Raw genomic sequence first — 24,733 nt, forward strand, 5'->3', positions numbered from 1 at the left:
CCCATCCGTCACCGACCTGGAGTTCTCCCTCGATGCCTTCCCTGGACCTGCCTGCCCTGGTCTCCCGCCTCTCCCTCGAGCAGAAGGTGCGGCTGCTGACCGGCGCCGACTTCTGGGCGCTGTACGACGAGCCCGCCATCGGCCTGCGCCGGATGGTGACCTCGGACGGCCCGGCCGGCGTCCGCGGTGAGCTCTGGGACGAGCGCGACCCGTCGACGAACATCCCGTCGCCGACGGCCATCGCGGCGAGCTGGGACCCCGAGCTCACCGCGACCCTCGGTCGGCTGCTCGCCCACGAGGCACGTCGCAAGGGCGTCGACGTCGTGCTGGCGCCCACCGTCAACCTGCACCGCTCGCCGTACGGCGGCCGGCACTTCGAGTGCCTGAGCGAGGACCCGGTGCTGACCGGATCGATCGGCGCCGCGCTCGTCGAGGGGCTCCAGTCGCAGGGCGTCGCGGCCACCGTCAAGCACTTCGTCGCGAACGACTCGGAGACCGACCGGCTGACCTATGACGCCCGGGTCGACGAGCGCACGCTGCGCGAGCTCTACCTGGCGCCGTTCGAGACGATCGTGCGCGACGCGGGCGCCTGGTCGGTGATGGCGGCGTACAACTCGGTCGACGGCGCCACGATGACCGAGAGTCCGATGCTGCGCGCGATCCTCCACGAGGAGTGGGGCTTCGACGGCGTCATCATGACCGACTGGTACGCCGGCCGCTCGACGGAGGCGGCCGCGCGCGGAGCGCTCGACCTCATCATGCCGGGGCCGACGGGGCCATGGCGCGAGGCCCTGGTCGACGCGGTCCGCGAGCAGCGGGTCGACGAGGCCGACATCGACGCCAAGGTCCTGCGGCTGCTCGGGCTCGCCACGCGGGTCGGCGCGCTCGCCGACGGGCCGGAGGCCCAGCCCGTCGAGCCGTGGACCGACGCCGAGAGCGACGCCCTGGTGCAGAGGGCCGCCGCCGCCGGCTTCGTGCTCGTGCGCAACGCCCCCGTCGGCGACGCGCCCGTGCTCCCCGTCCGTCCCGGGATCAAGCGCGTCGCGGTGATCGGCCCCAACGCCCGCGAGGCGCGCTTCCTCGGCGGCGGCAGCGCGCTGGTCTTCCCGCCCGCGACGGTCTCCCCGCTGGCCGGGCTGCTGGCGGCGCTCGGCCCCGACGTCGAGGTGACCTACTGCCTCGGTGCGCGCGGCCACGAGCGCGTCTCGGCGGCGGATCCCGCGCTGCTGACGACCCCGGGCGGCGAGCCCGGCATCCGGGTCGAGTTCCGCGGCGCGGGCGGCGAGGTCCTCGGGGCGGATCGCCGGCTGGGCTCGGCCTTCAACTGGAACAACGCCTTCGAGGGCGTCGACCCCGCGTTGATCACCGAGATCGCGCTCGACGTGGTCGTCACCGCCGACCAGAGCGGCGAGTACCGGATCGGCGCGTCCGGGGTCGGGCGCTACCGCCTGCGACTCGACGACCACCCCGCCTTCGACGAGCTGCTCGAGCTGCCGCCGGGCGCCGACCCGGTCGAGGGCCTGATGCGCCCGCCGCAGGAGTGGGCGACGGTCGCGCTGACGGCCGGCCAGCAGGTCCGGGTCTCGCTCGTGCACGTCGTCAAGGACCACACGGCCGACGAGGACCTGCTCGTCTCGATGCAGCTCGCCGTCGACTGCACCGTCGAGGACGACGACGCCTCACTCGCCCACGCCGTCGCCGATGCGGCCGCAGCGGACCTCGCGGTCGTGGTGGTCGGCACCACCGAGGAGGTCGAGAGCGAGGGCTTCGACCGCACCAGCCTGGCGCTCCCGGGTCGTCAGGACGAGCTGGTGCACCGGGTCGCGGCGGCCCGGCCCGAGACCGTCGTGGTCGTCAACGCGGGCGCTCCCGTGCTGATGCCCTGGCGCGACGAGGTCGCCGCGACCCTGCTCGCGTGGTTCCCCGGCCAGGAGTTCGGCGGCGCGCTCGCCGACGTGCTGCTCGGCCGGGTGGAGCCCGGCGGCCGGTTGCCGACCACCTGGCCGGCGTCGGAGGACGCAGCCCTGCCGTCCACCACCCCCGTCGACGGGCGCCTCGACTACACCGAGGGCCTGCACGTCGGCTACCGCAGGTTCCTGCGCGACGGCGTCGAGCCGGCGTACTGGTTCGGGCACGGTCTCGGCTACACCACGTGGACGTACGACGACCTCGTCGTCACCGGCACCGACGTGGCGGTCACCGTGACCAACACCGGGGACCGGCCCGGACGCGAGCTGGTGCAGGTCTACCTCGCGCGGCCCGACAGCGCGGTCGAGCGACCGGTGCGCTGGCTGGTCGGCCACGCCTGGGTCGAGGCCGGGCCGGGCGCCGGCGCGACCGCGCGGATCGGCGTACCGGCGCGTGCCTTCGAGCACTGGTCCGACGGCGGTTGGGTGCGGGAGCCCGGCGCGTTCACCGTGGAGGTCGGCCGGTCGGCAGCCGACATCGTGCTCAGCGCCGAGGTCGGCTGACTCACCACCACTCGCTGTCGAGCTTGCCCTCCATCGCCCGCAGGTGGGTGCGCGAGCACTCGTCGCAGTAGACGCGCAGCCGTCCCCGCTCGGTGGCCGTGGTCCAGGTGAGCGTCTTGGCCTCGTCGCTCTCCTGCTTGCCGCAGAAGTCGCAGGTGGTCACCTCTGCAGGCTAGTCCTGGAACGCCGGGAGCCGGGTACGACGTGTCGTCGTACCCGGCTCCCGGGGTAGGTGGTGGTCGTGGTCAGAGCGCGCGAGCGAGGGCCAGACGCGCCTGCTGTGCCGCCTGCTCGGCCTTGCGGCTGAGTCGACGGGCACGGGCCAGCTGGTAGCCCAGCTGGAGCTGGTGCGCCTCTCCCAGGCGCTCGGACATTTGCGCTCGGGCCAGATTTTCGTGGAGAAGATTCATCTCGGTGAGTCCGTTCGGGTTCGTGTTCGTGGTGGTGTTCATCGGAGTCATGTCGACTTTCTAGATCTGCGGCGTGCTCAGAGCGTGCGGACGATGGCGAGTCGGGCCTGCTGGGCGACCTGCTCGGCCCGGCGGCCGGAGCTGATCACGCGGGCCAGACGGCGGCCCTGTCGGCAGTGCAGCGCCTCGACGAGTCGCGTGCTCACCTGAGCGCGAGCCAGGTCCTCGGTGCTGAAGTTCATCTCGGTGTCCTTTGACGTCGTTGTCGGAAGGGTGGTGCGGTGCGGGCGGGTGGTGCGGGGACGCTGCCTCAGGCGGCGACTTCGTTCTTGCGGGGACGGCCACGCGGACGCTTGCGCGGGATCACCACGCCTTGGAGGAAGAGCTGGCCTCCCCAGACTCCCCAGGGCTCGCGACGCTCGAGGGCGCCGTCGAGGCAGAGGGTCCGGACCGGGCAGTCCAGGCACAGCGCCTTCGCGAACTCCACGTCGGTGGGCGACTCGGCGAACCAGAGCTCCGGGTTGTTGATCCGGCAGGGCAGCAGCTCCTCGTCGACCCGGTTGGCCTCGTCGTGGAGCTGACCCAGGCTGATCTCCTGGGCCGACGCCTCGGCAGTCCCATCGGTGCGGATGAGTTCACTGATGGTCATGTTTCACCTCCTTCTTCTGACCTGATCGCTGGTGTGCGGTGCTGGTGGTCGTGTGCTGTGTTCGAAAAACACAAAGGCCGCGAATCCCGGTTCGGGATTCGCGGCCTGGAGGCTGCCGATGGCTGTTGGGTGTCAACAGGTCGGTGGTCTCCAGGCAGAGGTCCCCGGGAAGTAGGCCTGGGTGAGACCCAGACCCGCCTTGGCGGCATCCGTGGTGCCGGCAATGACTGCCACTCGCTCGCGCACGACGGTCGTCGCGCAGAAGGCGTGGCTGCCCATGGGCATGGCGAAGCCGGACGGGCTGGCAGTCGAGATGCTGGGAGCCGTCATCCAGAGCTTGTTGCTGTTCATGTGGAGCCACCTCCTTCGATGCGTAGTGCGCCGGTCGTGCCAGGACCGTGGTGCGCTGCTGGTCAAGTGAGAGAAAACTATCGGTTCATACAGGTAAGGGGCAAACGATTTACTGCCCATTTCTCAAAAAGTTTCTGCCACCCCTCGGGGCGAGGCTCCGTCGAGGCTCCGTCGAGGCTCAGTCGACGAGGGTGAGGACCTCGTCGCCGTACTTCTCGACCTTGGAGCGGCCGATCCCGTTGATCTTCAGCAGGGCGTCGGGGGTGCGCGGCTTGTGCTCGGCGATCAGCTGGAGGGTCGCGTCGGTGAACACCACGAACGCGGGCTTGCCCTCCTCGCCGGCCCGCTCGCGACGCCACTCACGCAGCTTCTCGAAGAGCGCCTCGTCGTAGGACGCCGGGCAGTCCGCGCAGCGGCCGACCTTCTTCTCGGCGCCCGTCGTCAGCGGTCGGCCGCACTCGCGGCAGCTGGCGATCTTGCGGCTGCGCGGCTGCTCGCCGGTGGTGCGGGCCGACGCGGGCAGCAGCGGGTCGAGGAAGCGGGACGGCTTGCGCGAGGCGCGCCCCCCGGGGTTGCGGGCCAGCGACCAGGACAGCGACAGGTCGACGCGGGCGCGGGTCATGCCGACGTAGAGGAGGCGACGCTCCTCCTCGATCGCCGCCGGGGACTCGGCGTAGGTGATCGGCAAGGTGCCGTCCTGGAGCCCGCAGAGGAACACGGAGTCCCACTCGAGGCCCTTGGCAGCGTGGAAGGTCGCCAGCGTGACGCCGTCGGCGACCGGGGCGTGCTGCTCGGAGGCGCGGCGGTCGAGGTCGTCGACGAAGGCGTTGAGGTCGGCACTCCGGCCCTCGATGGGCGCGGCCGCGAACTCGGTCGCCTGGTCCACCAGCGCCTGCCACGACTCCCAGCGGTCCCGGGTCTGGCCGCGACCGGTGGGCGGCTCGGCCTTCCACCCCATGCCGCCCAGGATGCCGGTGACGGCCGCGACGATGCCGTCGTCGGCCCCCTCCCCCGATCGTGCGGCCCCACGGAGCCGGGTCACGGCCTCGCGCACCTCGGCGCGGTCGAAGAAGCGGGCGGCGCCGCGGACGACGTACGGGATGCCGCGCGCGGAGAGGGCCTCCTCGAACGACTCGGACTGGGCGTTGATGCGGAAGAGCACCGCGACCTCGCCGAGCGAGCGGCCGGCATCGCGCAGCCGGGCGATCTGGGCGGCGACGGCGTCGGCCTCGGCGACCTCGTCGGGGCGCGGGGTGTAGGTGACCGTCGGCCCCGAGGGGCGCTGCGCGCGCAGGTCCACGCCGCGACTGCTGGAGGCCGCGAGCAGGGTGTTGGCCGCGTCCACGACCTCGGGGGTCGAGCGGTAGTTGCGCACCAGCTCGATGGAGGCGGCCGCGGGGTACTCGGTGCGGAAGTCGCGCAGGTAGCGCGCGTCGGCCCCGGCGAAGGAGTAGATCGTCTGGGCGGGGTCGCCCACGACGCACAGCTCGTCGCGACCGCCGAGCCAGAGCCGCAGCAGCGCCCACTGGAGGGGCGAGACGTCCTGGAACTCGTCGACGACGAACCACTTGTACTGGCTGCGCACCTGGGCGGCGACGCGCTGGTCCTCGTCGAGGAGCCCGGCGGTGAGCAGCAGGACGTCCTCCATGTCCATCCGGCCCTGGCCGCGCTTGACGTCCTCGTAGGCCGCGAAGACCCGTGCGACGGTGTCGTGGTCCTGGCCGGACACCGAGCGGCCCCGGGTGCGGGCCACCCGGGCGTAGTCGTCGGGGTGGACGTTGCTGACCTTGGCCCACTCGATCTCGGAGGCGAGGTCGCGCAGCAGCGCCTGGTCGGCGTTCAGCCGCTGCCGGCGGGCGGCGGAGGCCAGGAGGCCGATCTTCGACTCGATGAGCGACGGCAGCTCGGTGCCCTGGACGCGCGGCCAGAAGTAGCGGAGCTGGCGCAGCGCGGCGGAGTGGAACGTCCGGGCCTGGACCCCACCCGCCCCGAGCGAGCGCAGCCGGCCCCGCATCTCGCCCGCGGCCCGGGTCGTGAACGTGACCGCGAGGACCTCGGTCGGTGCGTAGACGCCGGTCGCGACCCCGTGCGCGATGCGGTGCGTGATCGCCCGGGTCTTGCCGGTGCCGGCGCCCGCCAGCACCCGGACCGGACCACGCAGCGCCTCGGCGACCTGGCGCTGCTCGGGGTCGAGGGCGTCGAGGAGGTCGGGCATCTGCGGGAACAACTCCTGGGCTGTGATGGTTGGATCCGGTGGACGATCCACACCCTAGACGTCGGAGGCGACAGTCCCAGATGAGCAGCTCCTTCACCATGTACACCACCCCCTGGTGCGGCTACTGCCACCGGCTGAAGAGCCAGCTCGACCGTGAGGGCATCCCCTTCGACATCGTCGACATCGAGCAGGACCCGTCGGCGACGCAGATCGTCGAGTCGGCCAACAACGGCAACCAGACGGTCCCCACGCTGGTCTACGCCGACGGCACCGCGCAGACGAACCCGTCGCTCGCGCAGGTGAAGGCCAAGCTCGAGGAGCTCGCCTCCGCCTGAGGCCTCACCACTGCCCGGGCAGCTCGCCGCCGTACCAGTGCTCGACGAGCGACCGGCTGATCGAGACCCCCCGCGGCAGCAGCAGGGTGCCCGCCTCGGCGAGCGACTTCATCTCCGCGCGGGTGAACCAGCGCGCGTCCTCGAGCTCGTGGTGGTCGACCGCGATATCGGTCGACACGGCCCGGCCGATGAAGCCGAGCATCAGGCTGGCCGGGAGCGGCCACGGCTGGTTGCCGAAGTACTCGACCACACCCACCTCGATACCCGACTCCTCACGCACCTCGCGGCGTACGGCGTCCTCGAGCGTCTCCCCCGGCTCGCAGAAGCCCGCCAGCGTGGAGTAGCGACCCTCCGGCCAGGTCGCGCCGCGACCGAGCAGGCAGCGCTCGTCCTCGGAGCCGGGCTCGCCGGAGGTGACGACCATGATCACGGCCGGGTCGGTACGCGGGAACTGGGTGTGCCCGTTGGCGCAGACCAGCTCGTGCGCCGACGAGCGCGGCTGCAGCGGCTCACCGCAGCGCGGGCAGAAGCGGGTGACCCACAGCCACTCGGCGAGGCCGAGCGCGTGGAAGACCAGCGGCGCCCCGGCGAGCGTGTCGTCGGCCAGGAAGGGCAGCAGGCCCCTGAGCGGCGCCCAGCCCCCGTCGGTCCGCGAGACCTCGGCGTCGACGATCACCGCGAACCAGGTGCGGTCGTCGTGCTCGCCGAGCAGGACCCGTAGGCCCTCGGGCGCGTCGGCCGGCGCGACCCAGTCCAGGCTGCCGTCGCGTGGCTTGATGCGGGTGCCGGAGACGACCAGGACCCGGCTCTCCGGGTCGGCCCACTTCTCCTCGAGCCAGGCGTCGTCGGCGCGGTGCACCCCGGACCGGTCGTGAGCGTTCGCGGAGAGGCGTTCGTGCTGATACGTCACTCACGCGAGGCTAGTCCTAGGGTCTTCGCCGTGAGCACCCACATCGCCGCCCAGCCCGGAGACATCGCGCCCCTCGTCCTGATGCCGGGCGACCCGCTGCGCGCCAGGTGGATCGCGGAGACGTTCCTCGACGACGCCCGCTGCTACTCCGAGGTGCGCGGGATGTACGGCTTCACCGGCACCTGGCGCGGTCGGCGGGTCTCCGTGCAGGGCTCCGGCATGGGGCAGCCGTCGCTGGCGATCTACGTCAACGAGCTCTTCCGGGAGTACGACGTGCAGTCGGTCATCCGGGTCGGCTCCTGCGGCGCGATGACCGAGCGGCCCGCCGTACGCGACCTCGTCATCGCCTCGGGCGCCTGCACCGACTCCTCGATGAACCGGATCGCGTTCGAGGGCCTCGACTACGCCCCGGTCGCCGACTTCGGACTGCTGCGCGCCGCCCACGACGCCGCGACGGCGCGCGACCTCGACGAGGCCGTGCACGTCGGCCTGATCTACAGCAGCGACTCCTTCTACCCGGCGCGGCCCGAGCTGTCGGCGCGGATGGTGGACTACGGCGTCCTCGCGGTCGAGATGGAGGCCAGCGCGCTCTACACCCTGGCCGCCAAGCACGGCCGCCGCGCGCTGGCGATCTGCACGGTCTCCGACCACCTCGTCACCGGCGAGGAGACGACCTCGCAGGAGCGCGAGCAGACGTTCGGCGCGATGGTCGAGATCGCGCTCGAGGCGGGTCTCGCTCAGAGCTGAGCCCGCAGCCGGTCGAAGATCTCCTCGGTCAGCCACGCGGCGAAGGCGTCCGTGTCGACCGCCAGGTTGGGCGGCAGGTTGATCGTGGTGCCGACCCGGCGACGCCCGCCGCGGCCGAGGATCCGCACAGGCCACGACAGTGAGGCGAACCAGCGGTCGTAGAACGCGTCGGTGACGACGAGCGCGATCCACCGGTTGTGGTTGGCGGAGTAGGCGACCGCGCCGGCGAGCTCGTCCCACGGCACGCTGAGCACACCGTGACGCACCGTGACGCCCGCGGCGTCGACGACGACCACCGGCGAGGCCCACGAGCCGAGCCGCAAGCCCTGCCGGAGGGTCGACACCGTCATCGGCACCGCCAGGAGCAGGAGCCCGGCGCCGACGAGGACGCCGCCGACCCCGCGGACGAGGACCAGCAGTCCCAGGGCGATCAGGGTCAGGTAGCCGGCGACGAACACGTACGCCCAAGTCCGCCAGCGCCGGACGTCGAGGCACATCCGCCCCGTGCTGCGGAGCTCGACCGACCACGCCACGCCCTGCGGGTCGGTCGTCACCATGCCGAGGGTGTGCCCGGACACGTCGTCCGGCGAAACATCCACCGCCGCACGGGTGTTCACCCGTCGTGGAGACGTACGACGCGGTGGTCATCGGAGCGGGGCAGGCCGGCCTCTCGGCGTCGTACCACCTCAAGCGCCGCGGCCTCTCCCACGTCGTGCTCGACGCCGACGACTCGCCCGGCGGCGCGTGGCAGCACCGCTGGGACTCCCTGACGATGCACGACGTGCACGGGATCGCGGCGCTCCCCGATGCGGAGTCGCCGACCGATGCCGCCGGACGCGCCAACGCGGTCGTGCCGGCGTACTTCGGGGCCTACGAGCGCACCCACGACCTCCCCGTGGTGCGCCCCGTGCGGGTGGACCGCGTGACGGATGAGGACGGGCTGCTGGTGGTGCACGCGGTCGACCGCAGCTGGCGGACCCGCACGATCGTCAACGCCACCGGCACCTGGACCCAGCCGCACCTGCCGTACTACCCCGGCATCGCGGCCTTCCGCGGCGAGCAGCTGCACACGGTCTCCTACCCCGGACCGGAGCCCTTCCGGGGCAAGCGGGTCGTCGTCGTGGGCGGCGGCGCCTCGGCGGTCCAGCTGCTCGGTGAGATCGCGCCGGTCGCGGCGGACACGCTGTGGGTCACCCGGCGTGAGCCGGTGTGGCGGACCGACGAGTTCAACCCCGACCGCGGCCGCGAGGCGGTGGCGCTGGTCGAGGAGCGGGTACGCCGTGGCCTGCCGCCCGCCAGCGTGGTCAGCGTGACCGGTCTGGCTCTGCGCGAGCAAGAGCGCGAGGCCGAGCGGCTCGGTGCCTACGACCAGCACCCGATGTTCGAGCGGATCGAGCCCGACGGCGTACGCCTGCCGGACGGCGAGCTGTGGCCGGCCGACGTGATCCTCTGGGCGACCGGATTCCGGCCGGCGATCGCCCACCTCGCTCCCCTGCACCTGCGCTCGGAGCACGGTGGCATCCAGCTCGATCGGGCCGGCACGACCGCGGTCGCGGACCCGCGCGTGCAGCTGGTCGGCTACGGGCCCTCTGCGAGCACCATCGGCGCCAACCGCGCGGGACGATCCGCCGCGCGCGGGGTGGCGCAGTGGCTGTCGCGAGAGCGCGACGAGATCAGGTCCGCGGCACGCGCCGGATGACCCCCGCGGGGTTGGGCTCGCCGACCAGGTCGGCGATCGTCTCGGGGTCGGCCTCCTTGACCACCGCAGCGGCCCGGTCGAGCGCCTCCGACAGCTGGGCCGCCAGGTCCCGGGTGGCGGTGCGGTTGAAGGGGTAGGACGGCGGGTCCTTGTCGATGCCGAGCGCCGCCCGGCCGGCGGCGTACGAGCCCAGGAACGCCGGCATGCAGGCGAGCAGCGCGCGGTAGCGGACCCACCGGTGGTTGTCCCACCCCGTCGCGTGCGGCGGGCTGTAGTGGTCGGTGTCGAACTGCTCGACCATCGCCGTCGCGGCGGCCGCTCCGCGGGCACCGAGGCCGTCGATGACCTCGCGCTCCATGTCGAGGTTGAGCCCGCCCTCGGTGTCGGTCTGGAAGACCTTCACGATCCGGTCCCGGTAGCCCGGGAACTGCAGGTGGGACGAGTCGTTCCAGTTGCGGGCGGTGCCGAACGCCAGGCCCGCGAAGCCGGTGAGAGCGCCGACCCCGGAGGTCGGCAGGTCGGAGTAGATCGCCGGGATCACGTCGTTGGTGCGGGCGTACTCGATGTTGCGGCTCTGGTCCGGGTCCGGGGAGCGGTCGTCGGGGAACGAGCCCAGGTTGATCGCGAACGTCGGCCGGGTGGGGAGAGCGCCGTCGAAGAACTGCACGGGGAAGTTGCTGCACAGGCCGCCGTCGGAGAACCAGAGCCGGCGGAAGGTGACAGCGGAGACCGGCGTCGGGCGTTTGTCGCGGATCGCGGCCCGCACCGCCGCCATCGACATCCGCGTGTCCTCGGCGCCGAAGTCGACGTCCCACATCGGAACTGCCGAGATCAGCGCCGGGAAGCTCAGGGAGAGGCGCGTGGCCACGATCACCGGCAGTGACCGCGCGGGCGGGAGCCGCCGCAGGCCTCGCTGGCTGGCGACCAGGTCGAGCCAACCGGTCTCGGTCGTGACGGCGTCCACGTCGGCCGGCACCGGGTCGCTCCCGGCGCGCAGCGCCGCCATCACGTGCGGCGGGAAGAGCGTCTCCCACACCGACTCGTCGTAGAAGAAGGTCCGGACCTCCATCGGCAGCTCGTAGGGCCGTCCGAAGCTCAGGCAGGTGGTGATCATCCGGAGGTCGATCTCCGGGCGTGACGGCATCGGCGTGCCGAACCCGGCGACCGGTCGCGCCACCTCGCCGGACCACAGGTCGCCGAAGAGCAGGGGCCGCTGCGCGTCGGACAGCACGGCCGCGTCGTCGATCGCGTCGGACAGCCACTCCGTGAAGCCGGGCGTCCCGTGGGTGCCGAGGCCACGGCAGATGCCGAAGAGGTTGGCAGGCACGTCGACGGTGGCGATCCGGAAGAGCCGGAGGCCCACCGCGACCACCCAGCCGATCAGGGCCAGCACGACGCCCGCGACCGCCAGCAGGATCCCGGCGAGCCCGCCCTCGAGGACGCCGATCACCACGAGCACGACGCCCGGGAGCAGGCCGACGAGGGAGGTCAACGGGAAGGTACGGAGCACGGTGGGGACGAGCGCCCTCCAGCCGGAGCGCAGGTAGGCGAAGAGCAGCCGCAGCAGTCCGGCGGTGCGGGGCTGTGCCTGGAACAGCTTGCCCAGGGCTCCGTCGCCCAGGCTCTCGGGGAGCCGGGCGACCGCGTCGAAGCCGCCACGCTCACGACCCAGCTCCGCCGCCGCGCCGACGGCCGCGCCGATCGCACCCGCGGAGGTCCCGCCGAGCCCGCGGAACCGGTAGGTCTCCGCCAGCCGGACCAGGGCCGCCGGATAGATCACGCCCGAGGTGATGCCGCCCTTCATGACCAGGTCGCACTGCTGCTCCGGCCGCTGTGTCGTGCTCATGTCGCCTCCGAGATAGCTGCGTTGAGCCCAGTGTGGTCCAGTCAGCCAGCGTTCACGATGGCCCGTTCGGGGCACCCAGGAGTCCCTCGAGCCCGGCGCGGCCCGGCAGGTCGTCGGGCTCGACCAGGCGGCCGGTGCGCACGTAGTAGAAGGCGGCGCGCACCCGCTCGGGCTCCAGCCCGTGCAGCTCGGCCCAGGCGAGCCGGTAGATCGCCAGCTGGAGCGGGTCGGCGGTGGCGGTGCGGTTGGTCTTCCAGTCGACGAGCAGGTATCCGTCCTCCCCGTCGGCGTACACGGCGTCGATCCGGCCGCGGACCACCTGGCCCGCGAGCACCAGCGCGAACGGCGCCTCGACCTGGTGCGGGGTCCGGGTCGCGAACGGGCCGGTCTCGAAGGTCGCGATCAGGTCCTTGAGGTCCGCGTCGTCGTCGATGCCGGCGTCCGCCCGGCCCGGCAGGTCGCCGTAGTCGAAGAGGTCCTGCTGCCCGAACCGCGCCTCGACCCAGGCGTGGAACCGGGTGCCGAACCTGGCGGCCGAGGACGGCGGGCGCGGCATCGGCCTGGCCAGCTCGCGGGCGAACGTCTCGGGGTCGTCGTTGAGCCGGCCGAGCGCGGTGGCGGACAGGCTGCTCGGCAGGGGCACGGCGACGTCGGTGCTGCGGTCGCGGCGCGCCTCGACGAGGAGCCGGTCGAGCTCGGCGTCCCACTCGGCGACCCGAGCGGCCTCGATCATGTCGAGCCCGTGGTCGGGCTGCGCGGCATCGACCGCACGGACCCGTCCGGCGGCCTCGATCCGGAGCGCGGCCTCCCGGCCCACGCCGGTCGGCGGCCAGGGCCGGGACGGGTCGACGGCGGCGTAGGGGTTGGGGTCGCCCTTCTGGGGCTTGTCGCGCCAGGCCTCGGTCGGCTCACCCCAGGCGAGCAGCTGGTCGCGCACGGTCTCCTGGTAGGACGACGGGCCGAACGGCGTGGCCCGCGGGCTCCAGAGGTACGACGTGACGGACAGGTGGTGGGCGGCGCGCGTGAACGCGACGTAGCCGAGCCGCAGCTCCTCCTCGGCGTCGTGGGCGCGGGTGTCCTGGCGGTAGGTGTCGAGGGCGGCCTTGTCCCAGCCCTGCAGCTGCGGCAGGTCGGGGGCGTCGCCACGCAGGGGTGCCGGGAGGATCGAGGGCGACGAGGTCCACAGCGTCCGGGAGCGGTTGGACGGGAAGCGGGTCTCGCAGACGCCGACCAGGAAGACCGAGTCCCACTCGAGCCCCTTGGACCGGTGCACGGTCAGCAGCTTGACCGAGTCGGCCTCGGTCGGGGTGGCGACGTCGAGGCCGTTGCCCTGGTCGTCCTCGGCGGTCAGGTAGGCGAGCAGCGCGGGCAGCGTGACGTCGCCGTCGACGGCCTGGAAGTCGGCGACCGCCTTGACGAAGAGGTCGAGGTTGTCGCGGCGCGCGCCGGCCGCCGGACTCACCGCGGACGCGAGCTCGACGTCGGTGCCGCTGGTGTCGATGATCCGCCGGACGATGTCGAGCAGCGGCTCCCCGACGTAGGTGCGCAACATCCGCAGCTCGGCCGACAGCAGCGCGAACCGCTCCAGGGCCTCGGCGGCGTACGGCGCGTCCCCGGGGTCGGCGAGCGCGTCGTCGAGCGACGGGATCTCGGCGGGGTCGATGCCGTCGGCGATCTCGAGGAGGTGGTCGGTGATGGACGCGGGCTCCGCACCGCGGCCCTGACGCCCGGCGACCTCGAGGGCCCGCCGGCTGAGCAGGCGCAGGTCGCGCGGCCCGATCGCCCAGCGCGGCCCGGTCAGCAGGGTCAGCAGCGACGCGTTGGCCGTGACGTCGTGCAGCAGGTGGAGCGTCGCCACGATCTCGGCGACCTCGGGCAGCCGGAGCAGCCCGGAGAGCCCGACGATCTCCACCGGGATGCCGGCGGAGGTCAGGGCGTCGAAGACGTCCTCGGCGTGGGCGTTGTCGCGGGTGAGGACGCCGATCGCGGCCCATGACTCGTCATGAGCCGCCTGCACGGCTGCGACCAGGTGCTCGAGCTCGTCGGCGTGCGTCTCGAAGACGCCGAGCGTCACGGAGCCGACCTCCGCTCCGGGCTTGGCGACGAGAGGCTCGACCTGCCCGTACTTCTCGTAGAGCGGCGTCGCGAGCCGGTTGGCGACCTCGAGGATGCGCGCGTCGGAGCGGCGGTTGACGGTGAGCGGGTACGTCGGGACCGGGCCGCTCACCGCCGGGAAGGTGCCGGCGAAGTCGAGGATGTTGGAGACCGACGCGCCCCGCCAGCCGTAGATCGCCTGGTTGGGGTCGCCGACCGCGGTCACCGCGTGGCCCTCGCCGAAGAGCCGGGACAGCATCGTCGCCTGCGCGACCGAGGTGTCCTGGTACTCGTCGAGCAGCACGACCTTGAAGCGCGACCGCTCCAGCGCGCCGACGTCGGGCTGCTCGCTGGCGAGCCGGGCGCCCAGCTCGATCTGGTCGGAGAAGTCCATCAGCCCGAGGTCGCGCTTGAGCCGCCGGTAGGCCTCGACCAGGCCGAGCAGCTCGGTGCGCCGGTCGATCGCGGAGATCGCCTTCTCGACGGGCTCGCGGTAGGTGGTGCGCGCCTTGCCGGCGACCTCCTCGGCGAGCGCGCGCTCGAACCCAGCACGTGCGTCGGTGTCGAGCGCCCGGACGTTGTCAGGGGTGACGAGGTGCTCGCTCATCGCGCTGTCCAGGGCCAGCAGGTTCTGGATCGCCGTCGCCGGGTGGTCGGTCAGGTGGCGGACCTCGCCGGTGAAGCGGTCGACCGCTCGCGCCCCGAGCTGGTAGCGCGCGGCGTCGGTGATGACCCGGGTGTCGGGCTCGTGCCCGATCCGGAGGCCGTGGTCGGTGAGCAGGCCGGCGGCGTACGCGTTGTAGGTGAGCACCGTCGGCTCGAGGACGTCACCATCGTCGGTCTCCTCCAGCGCACCTGCCGTCGTCAGGGCGGTGCGGATCCGCTGCCGCAGCTCGCTGGCCGCCTTGGTGGTGAACGTCAGGCCGAGCACCTCGTCGGGGCGCACCTGGCCGGTGACGACGAGGTAGACGACCCGGGCCGCCATCAGCGTCGTCTTGCCCGAGCCGGCGCCGGCGATCACGACGGCAGGGCTGAGCGGCGCCGAGATGGCCGCCCACTGCTGGTCGCTGGGCGCGTAGTCGGTCCTCATCACCCGGGCGAGGTCCTCGGGTGACGCGATCTCGGTGATGCTCCGGGTGGCGGTCACTGCGACGTCACCGACCCGGCGCCCTTGATCGGGCAGATGGGCACGAAGCTGCAGTCGCGACAGTGCTGGCCGGACACCGCGGGGAACTCCTCGGCCCGCAGCAGCGACGCGGTGTGCCGCAGGCGGTCGCGGAGCAGGCTGCGGTCGGGGCCGTCCTCGGGCTGCACGTCCTGGGCCTGCACGACGGCGGTGGTGCTGTCGTCGAGGATGCCGAGCTGGATCAGCTCCGCTCCACCGGCGTGCGCCTGCTCGCCGGCGCGGTCGTCGACGGCGCCGTGGTCGACGGCGTACTGGTACAGCCCGAGCTGGACGTGCGACTCGACCGCCTTGTTGCTCGGCTTGGTGCGGCCGGTCTTGAGGTCCACGACGACGACGTTGCCGTCGGCGTCGAGCTCGAGGCGGTCGGCGTAGCCGGTGAGCTGGACCTGCTCGCCGTTGTCCAGCTCGACCACGGTCGCGAACCTGGCCTCGGTCTCCAGCAGCCGGCGCGGGTTGTCGAGGTGCCACTGGAGGAAGCGGGCGAGCGCGGCGCGGACCCGGTCGTGCTCGCGGGCCTTCGACCACGGCGTCCGGAAGTCGAGGCGGTCCCAGACCGCGTCGACGTGCTCCATCAGGACCTCGACCGCCGGCTCGACCTCCCCGTCGGCGACCCGCTGGGCGAGCGCGTGCATCAGCTCGCCCAGGTTGGCCGACTGATGGGCGCGGGCGACGCCACCGGCCTCGCGCTCCAGGAACCACTGGGTCGGGCAGACCATCAGCGACTCCAGCACGCTCGCAGACACCGGCACGGGCTGGTCGGGGTCGCGGACCGGCTGCACCGAGCGGCTCGCGGCGCGGGTGCCCCACCACGTCGAGGGGTCGGCGCTCGGGACGAGGGCGCGCTGACCGACCGACTCACCCGCGAGGCGAGCGAGTCGCCGGGCGGCCGCCTCGCGCAGCGCCTCGCTGGTGGCGGGGTCGGCGAGGGTACGGCGCAGCTCGCTGACCAGGCCGGCCATCGAGAGCGGACGCAGCGGGCGGCCGACCACCTTCTCGACGCTCACGCCGAGCTCGTCGAGGAAGCGCGAGGGCTGCTCCCCCTCGTCCTCGGCCGACGCGACCGCGGTGACGACGAGGCGCTGTCGCGCGCGCGTGCAGGCGACGTAGAAGAGCCGGCGCTCCTCCATCAGCAGCTCGCGCGGCGAGACCGGCGGGACGATGCCGTCCTCGCCGATCCGGTCGGCCTGGAGCAGGGTCGAGCGGCGCCGCAGGTCGGGCCACCCCTCCTGCTGGACGTGGGCGACGACGACCAGCCGCCACTCCAGGCCCTTGGCCCGGTGGGCGGTGAGCAGGCGTACGGCGGCGCCACGGGCGCCCCGGTCGGCCAGCGTGTCGGCGGGGATCTGCTGTTGGACGAGGGTGGCGAGGAAGGCGCGGACCCCGACGTGGTCGCGCTGCTCCTCGGCTCGGGCCGCGACCTCGAAGAGCGCGCAGACCGAGTCGAGGTCGCGGTGCGCACGGCGCGCGGCCCCGCCACCGAGGTCGACGGAGCGCCGCAGGCGGGCCGGCCAGCCGGTGCGCGACCAGAGCGTCCAGAGGAGCTCCTCGGCGGACGCGCCGCCGGTCAGGTCGTCGCGGGCGTCGGCCAGCAGCTGGGCGAGCGCCCGCACGCGGGTCACCTCGGGGCCGTCGAGACCGTCGAGACCGTCGAGGCAGCCGGGCTCGACGACGGCGGCCCGGACCAGGTCGCGCGAGGTGCGCGGCACCCGCCCCTCGGCCTTGCTCTGCTCCTTCTCCCGGGCGCGGAGCAGCCGGGCGAGGCGGCGTACGTCGCCGGCGTCGAGACCGCCGAGCGGGCCGAGCAGGAGGGCCTCGGCGCGGGAGGGGTCGAGGTAGTCGACGTGGTCCAGGTCGGTGTTGTCGAGGTTGACGACGGCCCGCAGCCCGTCGATCAGCGGCAGCACGGCGGGGTCGCGGACCAGCGGCACCTCGTCGCTGGCGACCTCGACCGGGACGCCTGCGGCGCCCAGGGCCCGGCGCAGCGGCGGGATCGAGGTGCGACCGGACCGGACCAGGACCGCCATGTCGTCCCAGGCGATGCCGTCCTCGAGGTGGGCGCGCCGCAGGAGGTCGGCGAGGTGCTCGGCCTCGGCGCGCTCGGTGTCGAAGGTGCGGACGACGACGCGGCCCTCCCCGAGCGGCCCCGCCTGCGCCTGGGGCGAGAGGAACGCCTCGCGCGCCTCGAGCGGGATCGAGCCGGGCAGCGCGAGCCGGTGCGCGACCCGCTGCGACGCGACCAGCAGCCGCGGCCCGAAGCGCCTCGTCGTACGCAGGGCCACCACGTCGGCCGGAGCCCCGTCGGCCTGCGGGAACTCGGTCGGGAAGTCGAGGATGCCGCGCACCTCGGCGCCGCGGAAGCCGTAGATCGACTGGTGCGGGTCGCCCACGACGGTGAGGTCACGGCCGTCGCCGGCGAGCGCGCGGAGCAGTGCCACCTGCCCGGGGTCGGTGTCCTGGTACTCGTCGACGAAGACGTGGCGGAGCCGGGCCCGCAGCTCGTCGCGGTGCGCCTCGGCCTCGATGGTCGCGCGGCGGATCAGGTCGGCGTAGTCGATGGCGCCCTGGCTGTCGAGGCTGTCGAGGTACTGGTCGAGGAAGAGTCCCGCGGCGACGAACTCGGGGACGCCCTCGGCCTCGCCGAGCAGCCGCAGCTCCTCCCCGTCGAGGCCCTTCTCGCGCGCGCGGGACAGGACCGTGTGGACCTCGCGGGCGAAGCCACGGGTGCCGAGCGCGCGGGACAGCGAGTCGGGCCACCGGACCGACTCGGGGTGGTCGGTGAGCAGCTCGCGGAGCACGACGTCCTGCTCGGGCGCACTGAGCAGCCGCAGCGGCGCCTCGTAGAGCTCGGCCGGCGCGTACCGGCGGATCAGCGCGTAGGCGAAGGAGTGGAAGGTCGAGCTCAGCGTGGTGGACATGGTGCGGCCGAGGCGGGCGGTGACGCGGTCGCGCAGCTGCTCGGCGGCCTTGCGCGAGAAGGTCAGCGCCAGCACCTCGTCGGGGCGCGCGCCGCGGTGCTCGATCCGGTCGACGATCGCCTCGACCAGCGTCGTGGTCTTGCCGGTGCCCGGACCGGCGAGCACGAGCAGCGGCCCACCCGGGTGGTCGACGACGCGCTGCTGGTGCTCGTCGAGGGTGGGCACGTCGACCGCGACGTCCGGCCGCACGAGGCGGTAGGAGATCGCGGTGGTCGTCATGTGGTTATTCGACCACCTGGCGCCGACAGCACCCGACAATGGGGCGGTGAGTCAGCGAACCGTTGCCATCCTCGCCTTCGACGACATGGAGGTGCTCGACTACGCCGGCCCCTACGAGGTCTTCAACGTGGCCGGGGAGCTCGGTGCGGGCGCACCGTTCTCCGTCTTCTCCGTCGGGCTGACCACTTCCCCGGCGGTGGGCCGCGGCGGGTTCACCGTGCAGCCGACGTACTCCCTGGACGACGCGCCGCCGGCCGACCTCCTGGTCGTCCCGGGCGGCGCCGGCACCCGTCCGCTGCTGCGGGACGAGCGACTCCTCGCCTGGCTGCGCGAGCGCGCCGGCGAGGTCGAGCTGCTGCTGTCGGTCTGCACCGGAGCGCTCCTGCTCGGGGCCGCCGGCCTGCTGGAGCACCGGTCGGCGACGACCCACCACGACGCGTTCGACGAGCTCGCGGCGCTCTCGCCGACGACGACGGTCGTGCGGGGGCAGCGCTTCGTGCGCTCGAGCGAGCGGGTCGTCACCTCGGCCGGCGTCTCGGCCGGCGTCGACGCGAGCCTGTACGTCGTCCAGGAGCTCGCCGGCGCGGCCACGCGTGACGCGACGGTGACCGAGATGGAGTGGATGTGGCAATCGTGAGCGACCCGGGTTGTCACCTCTCGCCGTAGGAGCGTCGTACGCCGCTGGGTAGCGTCGGGCCCATGACCGACGGACCCCTCGCCGACCTGCTCGTCCTCGACCTGACCCGCGCCCTCGCCGGCCCGCACGCCGCGATGATGCTCGGCGACATGGGCGCGCGGGTGATCAAGGTCGAGTCGCCGACCGGCGACGACAGCCGCGGCTGGGGACCGCCGTTCGTGGGCGAGGACGACGAGCGCGAGTCGACGTACTTCATGTCGGCGAACCGCAACAAGGAGTCGCTGGTCCTCGACCTGAAGTCCGAGGCCGACCGCGACGTCCTCGCCCGGCTGGTCGAGCGCGCCGACGTGCTCATGGAGAACTTCCGGACCGGAGTGCTGGACCGCCTCGGCTTCCCGGTGTCGCGCCTGCACGAGCTGAACCCGCGGCTGATCGTCCTGTCGATCACCGGGTTCGGCCACGACGGGCCGGAGGCGACGCGGTCGGGCTACGACCAGATCGCGCAGGGCGAGGGCGGCCTGATGTCGATCACCGGGACCGAGCAGCCGACCAAGGTCGGCGTGCCGATCGCCGACCTGATCGCCGGGATGTACGGCGCGTACGGCGTGCTCGCCGCTCTGCACGAGCGGTCGCAGACCGGACTCGGCAGGGTCGTCCGCACGTCGCTGCTCGCCGGGATGGTCGGCGTGCACGCCTACCAGGGCACGCGGTGGACGGTGGGCGGCGAGGTGCCCGGTCTCGCGGGCGACCACCACCCGTCGATCTCGCCGTACGGCATGTTCGCGACGGGTACGGCGCCGGTGCAGATCGCCTGCGGCTCCGAGGGGCTGTGGCGCGCGCTGTGCGGCGCCTTCGGCTGGGACGCGGCGGAGGCGGAGTTCGCGACCAACGCGCTCCGGGTGGCCAACCGTGACACGCTCGTCGAGCGGATCGAGTCGCTCTTCGCCGACCAGCCGGCCGAGCACTGGCTGGCGATGCTCTCCGACGCCGGGGTGCCGTCCGGCAAGGTGCGGACGATGGACGACGTCTACGGCTGGGACCAGGTGCTCTCGCAGGCCCTGCTGCTCTCCGTCGACCACGCGACGCAGGGTGAGCTCGAGCTGCCCGGCTCACCGATCCGCTTCGACGACAACGCGTTCTCCGGCGGCCGGTCCTCGCACGTCGCTCCTCCGACGCTCGGCCAGCACAACGAGTCGATCCGCGCGTGGCTGGAGTCGTGAGCCCGGCATGAGCCGGGACTGGCACGAGTGGCACCGCCGCTACGACGAGCCCGGGTCCGGGCTCTCCCGCCGGCTCGTGGTGGTGCGCGGCGCTCTGCAGGGCCTGCTCGAGGCCGCGACTGGGCCGGTGCGGCTGGTCAGCATCTGCGCGGGTGACGGCCGGGACACGATCCCGGTGCTCGACGCCTCGGACGCGATCGTGACCGGCGTCCTCGTCGAGCTCGACCCCGAGCTCGCCGAACGCGCGCGGGCGTCTGCTCCCGCTGGGATCGAGGTCCGCACCGCCGACGCAGGCATCACGACGTCGTACGCCGACGTCTGCCCGGCCGACGTGTTCCTCGCGTGCGGGGTCTTCGGCAACGTCACCGATGCGGACATCGCCCGCACCGTCGCCGCCCTGCCCTCGCTGCTCACCGCCGGTGGGCAGGTCGTCTGGACCCGCGGCAACAACGTGCCGATGGACCCGACCTCGCACGACGGCGACCCTGCCGAGCTGGTGCGCGGGCTCTTCGCGCAGGCCGGCTTCGAGGAGGTCGCGTTCGTCGCGGATGACGATGCCGGCTTCCGGGTCGGCGTGCACCGCTGGCCCGGCCCGACGGGTACCCCCCGCGCCGGGGTGCGGATGTTCGACTTCGTCTGAGGACGGCGCATGTAACGCCGGGTTACTGCCTGTTCCCACCAGGTTGCAACGCCGTGGGAACAGCCGGTAACCCGGCGTTACAGCTGACCTGCCCGACTGTCGGTGGCCGGTGGCACCGTGGCTCCATGGCCACCCCCACCGAGCGCATCGAGCGCTACTTCGTGCTCGCCGCCCAGCCCGACGTCGAGGCGTACGTCGCGCAGTTCGCACCCGAGGTCGTCGTGGAGGACGACGGCCGGACGCACGTCGGCGTCGACGCGGTCCGTGCCTGGCGGCGCAGCGTGCCGGGCGTGCGCTACGACGTGCGCCAGGTGGCCGACACCGATGCGGGGACGCACGTCGCGACCGTCGAGATCTCCGGCGACTTCCCGGGCAGCCCGGTGCTGCTCGGCTTCGTGTTCGGGTTCGACGACGAGGAGCGGATCAGCCGGCTGGTGATCGCTCCCTGAGGAATCAGAAGGGGTACGGCGCCACGTCGGGCCGCATGGTCAGCCACTGGATCTCGGTGAACGACTCGATGTTGGCCTGGGCGCCGCCGACGCGCGAGCCGTTGCCCGACGACTTCGCACCGCCGAACGGCGCGTTTGCCTCGTCGGAGACGGTCTGCTCGTTGATGTGCACCTTGCCGGAGGTGACCCGGTCCGCGATCCGCATCGCCTCACCGACATCGCCGAGGATGCCGACCGACAGCCCGTAGTCGTTGCCCTCGATCAGCGCGACCGCCTCGTCGGTGGTCGAGAACGAGACCACCGGAGCGACCGGGCCGAAGATCTCCTCGGTCCACGCGGGGTTGTCCTGCGCGACGTCGGCGAGCACGGTCGGCTGGTAGTACGGACCGTCGTTCGTGCCGCCCGCGAGCAGGCGGGCGCCGTGCTGCACGGCGTCCTGGACGATGCCGTCGACCCGCTTGAGCTGCTTCTCGTCGATCAACGGGCCGAGCGCGACGATGCCGGACTTCGGGTCGCCCACCGGCAGGTGCTGCGCCTTCTCGGCCAGCGCTGCGACGTACTCCTCGTAGAGGCTCTCGTGCACGATGTGCCGCCCCGAGGTCATGCAGATCTGGCCCTGGTGCATGAACGAGCCGAAGGCGCCCGCGCTGGCGGCTGCGGCGACGTCGGTGCCGGGGAGCACGACCAGGGCGTTGTTGCCGCCCAGCTCGAGGTGGGCGCGCTTGAGACCGCGCGCGGCGGCCTCACCGACCTTGCGACCGGCAGCGGTCGAGCCGGTGAACGCGACAACGGCGACCTCGGGCGCCTCGACGACCGCGGCGCCGATCTCGCCGTCGCCCGGCACCAGCGACAGCACCCCGTCGGGCAGGCCGGCCTCCTCGAAGACACGCACCAGCGCGACCCCGCCGCAGACGGCGGTGCGCGGGTCCGGCTTGAGGAGCACCGCGTTGCCGAGCGCGAGCGCCGGGGCGACGGCGCGGATGCTCAGGATCAGCGGGAAGTTGAACGGCGCGATCACGCTCACCACGCCCACCGGACGCCGCCGCGCGAAGGACCAGCGCTCCTCGTTGCTGGTCAGCACCTCTCCGGCAGGATGGCCGGGCAGGCCCGCCGCCTCGAAGCACTCGTTCGCGGCGATGTGGGTCTCGAGCCCCGCCTTCGGCGGGATGCTGCCGGCCTCGCGGACGATCCAGTCCTCGATCTCCGCGGCGTGCTCCTCGAAGAGCTGGCCAGCCCTCCTCAGCACCGCGGCGCGCTCCTCGGGCTTGCGGGCCGCCCACTCGCGCTGCGCCTCGGCGGCGCGCGTCGCGGCCCGGCGTACGTCGTCGACCGACGCGACGCCGTACTCACCCAGCGACTCGCCGGTCGCCGGCTCGACCGCGGTGGCGACGCCTCCGCCACCGTCGGTCCAGCCGTCGATGAAGATCTTCCCGGTCCAGGTCGCAGCGTCGAGGAGTGTCATGCTCCCGATTCTGACGCGCCGGTCACCAGCGGCGACGGCTCGCGCTTTCGCTGGACGGAACAGCGCGCCCGGACCTGTCAGCCGAGCCCCGCACGGCGCGCCGGTGGACCACGGCGTGTCGTGCGGGTTTCACCGGCTGACCGCCGAAACCCGCACGGCGACGCGTCTCAGCCCAGGTCGACGATCGCGGCCACGGGACCGCCACCGTCGGGGCCCTGGTGGGCCGCGGAGACCGACACGAAGACGGCCGGGTCACCGGTGACGGCAGCGGTCACGCCGCCGACGGCCGACTTGATCTGGCGGTGCCAGTGCACGTCGGAGTCGTCGAGCATCGCGTTGCGGCGACCACGGACGACGCCGTCCTGGGAGACCTCGCACTTGAGGAAGACGTTGACGAGGCGGCCGTCGAGGTCGGAGGGGTGCGGGCGGTCGGGCAGGTCGAGGCCGGCGTCCTTGATGGCGGCCCAGATGCCGTCGGCGTCGAGGGCGTCCGCCATGACCGAGTGGCCGATCCGGTAGCGGCCGCCGACGCCGGTCGCGTTGCCGACCACGACCACCTGGGCCTGGTCGAGCTCGACGCCCGAGGAGCACGAGGCGACCGCGGAGTACAGCGCGCGGTTGTGCATGACGTCCTCGTCCGTCGGCATCTCGATCTCGCCGAGCGCGACGGCGATGCCGAGCGCGGTGGTGCCGTTGGAGAGGTCCATCGACTCGTGGGTGTGCTCGGTCCAGACCGTCTTGCCGCGCGACTTCGCGTCGCGGATGGTGTGGACCGTCAGCAGCGGCGTCTTGGTCTGCACGTAGTGGACGTCGGCGACGTCGGTGATGCCCGCCCGCTCCATCGCGACCTTCACGGCGTCGGCGACCTTCTCGACCATGGCGACGCGGCCGATGTCCTCGGGCAGCAGCACCTCGCTCATCGCGAAGCCGACGGTCAGGCGCGGCTCCTCGGTCGGCTCGGCGTCGGTGGTCGCGAAGATCGTCGCGTGCGGGCTGATCACGCCGTCGGTGCCGCCGGACCACACGATCGGGATCTGCTTCACCTGGTCGGCGGGCGCGCCCTTCTCGACCAGCACCTCGCGGAAGGCCCGGTCGGAGATGATCCGGGTGTAGTCGTTGACGCCGCCGTTGCCCTCGGTCTTGCCGATGATCGCGATGACGCGGGACGCCTCCATGACGCCGTCGTCGATGAGCTTCGCGAGCTCGCTGGCGTCGGCGACGGAGTGGATCGGGACCTTGCGTACTTCGATGGCGTCAGGCATGACGTTCCTTCACTAGTTGGGTACGACGACGGTGCCCGACGTACCGGTGACGGCGTCGGACAGGTGAGCGAGGTCGGTGATCACGGCCCGGGCGCCGCCGTTCTCGACGAACCGGCAGGCGGCGTCGACCTTGGGGCCCATCGAGCCGCTGGCGAAGTGGCCCTCGGCGGCGTGGGAGCGCAGCTCGGCGGCGGTCACGACGCCGACGTCGCGCGCCTCGGGGGTGCCGTAGTGGAGCACGGCGTGGGGCACGTCGGTGCCGATCACGAGCACGTCGGCCTCGACCGAGCGGGCCAGCAGCGCCGCGCCCAGGTCCTTGTCGATGACGGCCTCGACGCCATGCAGGCTGCCGTCGGCGTCGGCGACGACGGGGATGCCGCCGCCACCGTTGGCGATGACCACGAAGCCGGCGGCGACGAGGGCCTGGACGGCGGGCGCGTCGACGATCCGCAGCGGCTCCGGCGAGGCGACGACCCGGCGCCACCCCTTCTCGCCCCGGTCCTCCCAGGTCTCGCCGTGCTCGACGAGCACGGCGGCCTCGTCCGCGGGCAGGTAGCGCCCGATCGGCTTGGTCGGGTGCGTGAACCCGGCGTCGTCGGAGGAGACGAGGGTGCGGGTGACCACGGTCGCCGTACGACGGTCGATGCCGTGGCGCGACAGCTCCGCCTCGAGCGCGTCCATCAGCACGAAGCCCAGCGTCGCCTGCGTCTGCGCGCCGCACCAGTCGAGCGGGACGGGGGGCACGACCGCGGCGGCGATCTCGTTCTTCACGAGCAGGTTGCCGACCTGCGGACCGTTGCCGTGGGTGACGACGACCTCGACCTCGCGCTGGAGGAGGTCGGCGACCGCTGCCATCGCCACTCCGGCGGCGCCGATCTGGTCCTCGGGCCGGGCTCGGCCGTCGGCACTCGTCATGGCGTTGCCGCCGAGCGCGACCAGGACTCTCATGGATCGAA

Annotated in this window: 22 protein-coding genes; 8 read left to right on the forward strand and 14 right to left on the reverse strand. The window is 72.9% G+C overall.

Annotated elements, in window-relative coordinates:
- Positions 1-32 precede the first annotated feature (32 nt).
- A complete protein-coding gene (locus ASC77_RS22215) occupies positions 33-2,471 on the forward strand; it encodes a beta-glucosidase family protein (RefSeq protein ID WP_056158142.1) in 2,439 nt (812 codons plus the stop codon).
- A 1-nt stretch (position 2,472) separates the two neighbouring features.
- Here the strand turns inward: ASC77_RS22215 and ASC77_RS27320 are convergent, their stop codons facing one another.
- The 6 genes from ASC77_RS27320 to ASC77_RS22235 all read right to left on the reverse strand — a co-directional run bounded on the left by ASC77_RS27320 (position 2,473) and on the right by ASC77_RS22235 (position 6,096).
- Positions 2,473-2,634 (reverse strand): hypothetical protein, encoded by a 162-nt coding sequence (locus ASC77_RS27320; RefSeq protein ID WP_200945105.1) that lies wholly within the window; start codon positions 2,632-2,634, stop codon positions 2,473-2,475.
- Positions 2,635-2,716: 82 nt separating this feature from the next.
- Positions 2,717-2,932 carry a hypothetical protein gene (locus ASC77_RS22220; RefSeq protein ID WP_235547729.1) on the reverse strand — a complete coding sequence of 72 codons (216 nt, stop codon included), beginning with the start codon at positions 2,930-2,932 and terminating at the stop codon, positions 2,717-2,719.
- A gap of 26 nt (positions 2,933-2,958) precedes the next feature.
- The gene (locus tag ASC77_RS27325; RefSeq protein ID WP_200945106.1) at positions 2,959-3,123 is read right to left on the reverse strand and encodes a hypothetical protein; all 165 of its coding nucleotides are present in this window, start codon (positions 3,121-3,123) and stop codon (positions 2,959-2,961) included.
- Positions 3,124-3,191: 68 nt separating this feature from the next.
- Positions 3,192-3,530 carry a WhiB family transcriptional regulator gene (locus ASC77_RS22225; RefSeq protein WP_056158148.1) on the reverse strand — a complete coding sequence of 113 codons (339 nt, stop codon included), beginning with the start codon at positions 3,528-3,530 and terminating at the stop codon, positions 3,192-3,194.
- 132 nt (positions 3,531-3,662) lie between these two features.
- Positions 3,663-3,881 carry a hypothetical protein gene (locus ASC77_RS26845; protein WP_156391243.1) on the reverse strand — a complete coding sequence of 73 codons (219 nt, stop codon included), beginning with the start codon at positions 3,879-3,881 and terminating at the stop codon, positions 3,663-3,665.
- A gap of 178 nt (positions 3,882-4,059) precedes the next feature.
- Complete coding sequence (locus ASC77_RS22235) at positions 4,060-6,096, reverse strand: ATP-dependent DNA helicase UvrD2 (RefSeq protein ID WP_056158154.1); 2,037 nt, start codon at positions 6,094-6,096, stop codon at positions 4,060-4,062.
- A gap of 80 nt (positions 6,097-6,176) precedes the next feature.
- Between ASC77_RS22235 and ASC77_RS22240 the strand changes: the two genes are divergently transcribed.
- Entirely contained in the window at positions 6,177-6,431 is a 255-nt protein-coding gene (locus tag ASC77_RS22240) for a mycoredoxin (RefSeq protein WP_056158156.1), read from the forward strand.
- Positions 6,432-6,435: 4 nt separating this feature from the next.
- On the opposite strand, the gene nudC is transcribed toward ASC77_RS22240, so the two are convergent.
- Positions 6,436-7,341 carry an NAD(+) diphosphatase gene (gene nudC / locus ASC77_RS22245; RefSeq protein WP_056158158.1) on the reverse strand — a complete coding sequence of 302 codons (906 nt, stop codon included), beginning with the start codon at positions 7,339-7,341 and terminating at the stop codon, positions 6,436-6,438.
- Between the two features lie 30 nt (positions 7,342-7,371).
- Here nudC and deoD point away from each other — a divergent pair, with 30 nt between their 5' ends.
- Entirely contained in the window at positions 7,372-8,088 is a 717-nt protein-coding gene (gene deoD, locus ASC77_RS22250) for a purine-nucleoside phosphorylase (protein WP_056158161.1), read from the forward strand.
- On the opposite strand, the gene ASC77_RS22255 is transcribed toward deoD, so the two are convergent.
- A complete protein-coding gene (locus ASC77_RS22255; protein WP_156391244.1) occupies positions 8,079-8,687 on the reverse strand; it encodes a hypothetical protein in 609 nt (202 codons plus the stop codon). The two genes, deoD and ASC77_RS22255, sit on opposite strands and share 10 nt — an antisense overlap.
- A 23-nt stretch (positions 8,688-8,710) precedes the next feature.
- On the opposite strand from ASC77_RS22255, the gene ASC77_RS22260 reads away from it, so the two are divergent.
- Positions 8,711-9,787, forward strand: a complete 1,077-nt coding sequence (locus tag ASC77_RS22260) for an FAD-dependent oxidoreductase (RefSeq protein ID WP_056158167.1) — start codon at positions 8,711-8,713, stop codon at positions 9,785-9,787.
- On the opposite strand, the gene ASC77_RS22265 is transcribed toward ASC77_RS22260, so the two are convergent.
- From ASC77_RS22265 to ASC77_RS22275, 3 genes are read right to left on the reverse strand one after another with little or no spacing between them, the layout of a single operon-like run.
- Positions 9,762-11,633 (reverse strand): patatin-like phospholipase family protein, encoded by a 1,872-nt coding sequence (locus ASC77_RS22265; protein WP_056158175.1) that lies wholly within the window; start codon positions 11,631-11,633, stop codon positions 9,762-9,764. The genes ASC77_RS22260 and ASC77_RS22265 overlap by 26 nt on opposite strands.
- Positions 11,634-11,685: 52 nt before the next feature.
- Positions 11,686-14,874 (reverse strand): ATP-dependent DNA helicase, encoded by a 3,189-nt coding sequence (locus ASC77_RS22270; RefSeq protein WP_235547728.1) that lies wholly within the window; start codon positions 14,872-14,874, stop codon positions 11,686-11,688.
- A complete protein-coding gene (locus tag ASC77_RS22275; protein WP_056158177.1) occupies positions 14,871-18,107 on the reverse strand; it encodes an ATP-dependent helicase in 3,237 nt (1,078 codons plus the stop codon). Before ASC77_RS22275 ends, ASC77_RS22270 begins: the two co-directional genes overlap by 4 nt.
- A 46-nt stretch (positions 18,108-18,153) precedes the next feature.
- Here ASC77_RS22275 and ASC77_RS22280 point away from each other — a divergent pair, with 46 nt between their 5' ends.
- The 4 genes from ASC77_RS22280 (at position 18,154) to ASC77_RS22295 (ending at position 21,053) form a co-directional block, all read left to right on the forward strand.
- Entirely contained in the window at positions 18,154-18,744 is a 591-nt protein-coding gene (locus ASC77_RS22280) for a DJ-1/PfpI family protein (RefSeq protein ID WP_235547727.1), read from the forward strand.
- Between the two features lie 62 nt (positions 18,745-18,806).
- A complete protein-coding gene (locus ASC77_RS22285) occupies positions 18,807-19,964 on the forward strand; it encodes a CaiB/BaiF CoA transferase family protein (RefSeq protein ID WP_056158189.1) in 1,158 nt (385 codons plus the stop codon).
- A gap of 7 nt (positions 19,965-19,971) precedes the next feature.
- Positions 19,972-20,604, forward strand: coding sequence for a class I SAM-dependent methyltransferase (locus tag ASC77_RS22290; RefSeq protein ID WP_056158192.1), 633 nt, complete (start codon positions 19,972-19,974; stop codon positions 20,602-20,604).
- Between the two features lie 125 nt (positions 20,605-20,729).
- The gene (locus ASC77_RS22295) at positions 20,730-21,053 is read left to right on the forward strand and encodes a nuclear transport factor 2 family protein (protein ID WP_056158193.1); all 324 of its coding nucleotides are present in this window, start codon (positions 20,730-20,732) and stop codon (positions 21,051-21,053) included.
- Between the two features lie 4 nt (positions 21,054-21,057).
- On the opposite strand, the gene ASC77_RS22300 is transcribed toward ASC77_RS22295, so the two are convergent.
- The 3 genes from ASC77_RS22300 to ASC77_RS22310 all read right to left on the reverse strand — a co-directional run bounded on the left by ASC77_RS22300 (position 21,058) and on the right by ASC77_RS22310 (position 24,725).
- A complete protein-coding gene (locus ASC77_RS22300; RefSeq protein ID WP_056158196.1) occupies positions 21,058-22,515 on the reverse strand; it encodes an aldehyde dehydrogenase family protein in 1,458 nt (485 codons plus the stop codon).
- A 167-nt stretch (positions 22,516-22,682) separates the two neighbouring features.
- The gene (locus ASC77_RS22305; protein ID WP_056158198.1) at positions 22,683-23,777 is read right to left on the reverse strand and encodes a ring-opening amidohydrolase; all 1,095 of its coding nucleotides are present in this window, start codon (positions 23,775-23,777) and stop codon (positions 22,683-22,685) included.
- A gap of 12 nt (positions 23,778-23,789) precedes the next feature.
- Complete coding sequence (locus tag ASC77_RS22310; protein WP_056158201.1) at positions 23,790-24,725, reverse strand: carbamate kinase; 936 nt, start codon at positions 24,723-24,725, stop codon at positions 23,790-23,792.
- Between the last annotated feature and the right edge of the window lie 8 nt (positions 24,726-24,733).

Origin of the sequence: Nocardioides sp. Root1257 (assembly GCF_001425175.1) — a bacterium.
GTDB lineage: Bacteria > Actinomycetota > Actinomycetes > Propionibacteriales > Nocardioidaceae > Nocardioides.

Bases quoted from the DNA above. Each gene is read 5' to 3' on its own strand.
- ASC77_RS22215 (WP_056158142.1), top strand. From the start codon at position 33: ATGCCTTCCCTGGACCTGCCTGCCCTGGTCTCCCGCCTCTCCCTCGAG.
- ASC77_RS22220 (WP_235547729.1), bottom strand. From the start codon at position 2,932: ATGACTCCGATGAACACCACCACGAACACGAACCCGAACGGACTCACC.
- ASC77_RS27325 (WP_200945106.1), bottom strand. From the start codon at position 3,123: ATGAACTTCAGCACCGAGGACCTGGCTCGCGCTCAGGTGAGCACGCGA.
- ASC77_RS22225 (WP_056158148.1), bottom strand. From the start codon at position 3,530: ATGACCATCAGTGAACTCATCCGCACCGATGGGACTGCCGAGGCGTCG.
- ASC77_RS26845 (WP_156391243.1), bottom strand. From the start codon at position 3,881: ATGAACAGCAACAAGCTCTGGATGACGGCTCCCAGCATCTCGACTGCC.
- ASC77_RS22235 (WP_056158154.1), bottom strand. From the start codon at position 6,096: ATGCCCGACCTCCTCGACGCCCTCGACCCCGAGCAGCGCCAGGTCGCC.
- ASC77_RS22240 (WP_056158156.1), top strand. From the start codon at position 6,177: ATGAGCAGCTCCTTCACCATGTACACCACCCCCTGGTGCGGCTACTGC.
- ASC77_RS22265 (WP_056158175.1), bottom strand. From the start codon at position 11,633: ATGAGCACGACACAGCGGCCGGAGCAGCAGTGCGACCTGGTCATGAAG.
- ASC77_RS22275 (WP_056158177.1), bottom strand. From the start codon at position 18,107: ATGACGACCACCGCGATCTCCTACCGCCTCGTGCGGCCGGACGTCGCG.
- ASC77_RS22285 (WP_056158189.1), top strand. From the start codon at position 18,807: ATGACCGACGGACCCCTCGCCGACCTGCTCGTCCTCGACCTGACCCGC.
- ASC77_RS22290 (WP_056158192.1), top strand. From the start codon at position 19,972: ATGAGCCGGGACTGGCACGAGTGGCACCGCCGCTACGACGAGCCCGGG.
- ASC77_RS22295 (WP_056158193.1), top strand. From the start codon at position 20,730: ATGGCCACCCCCACCGAGCGCATCGAGCGCTACTTCGTGCTCGCCGCC.
- ASC77_RS22300 (WP_056158196.1), bottom strand. From the start codon at position 22,515: ATGACACTCCTCGACGCTGCGACCTGGACCGGGAAGATCTTCATCGAC.
- ASC77_RS22305 (WP_056158198.1), bottom strand. From the start codon at position 23,777: ATGCCTGACGCCATCGAAGTACGCAAGGTCCCGATCCACTCCGTCGCC.
- ASC77_RS22310 (WP_056158201.1), bottom strand. From the start codon at position 24,725: ATGAGAGTCCTGGTCGCGCTCGGCGGCAACGCCATGACGAGTGCCGAC.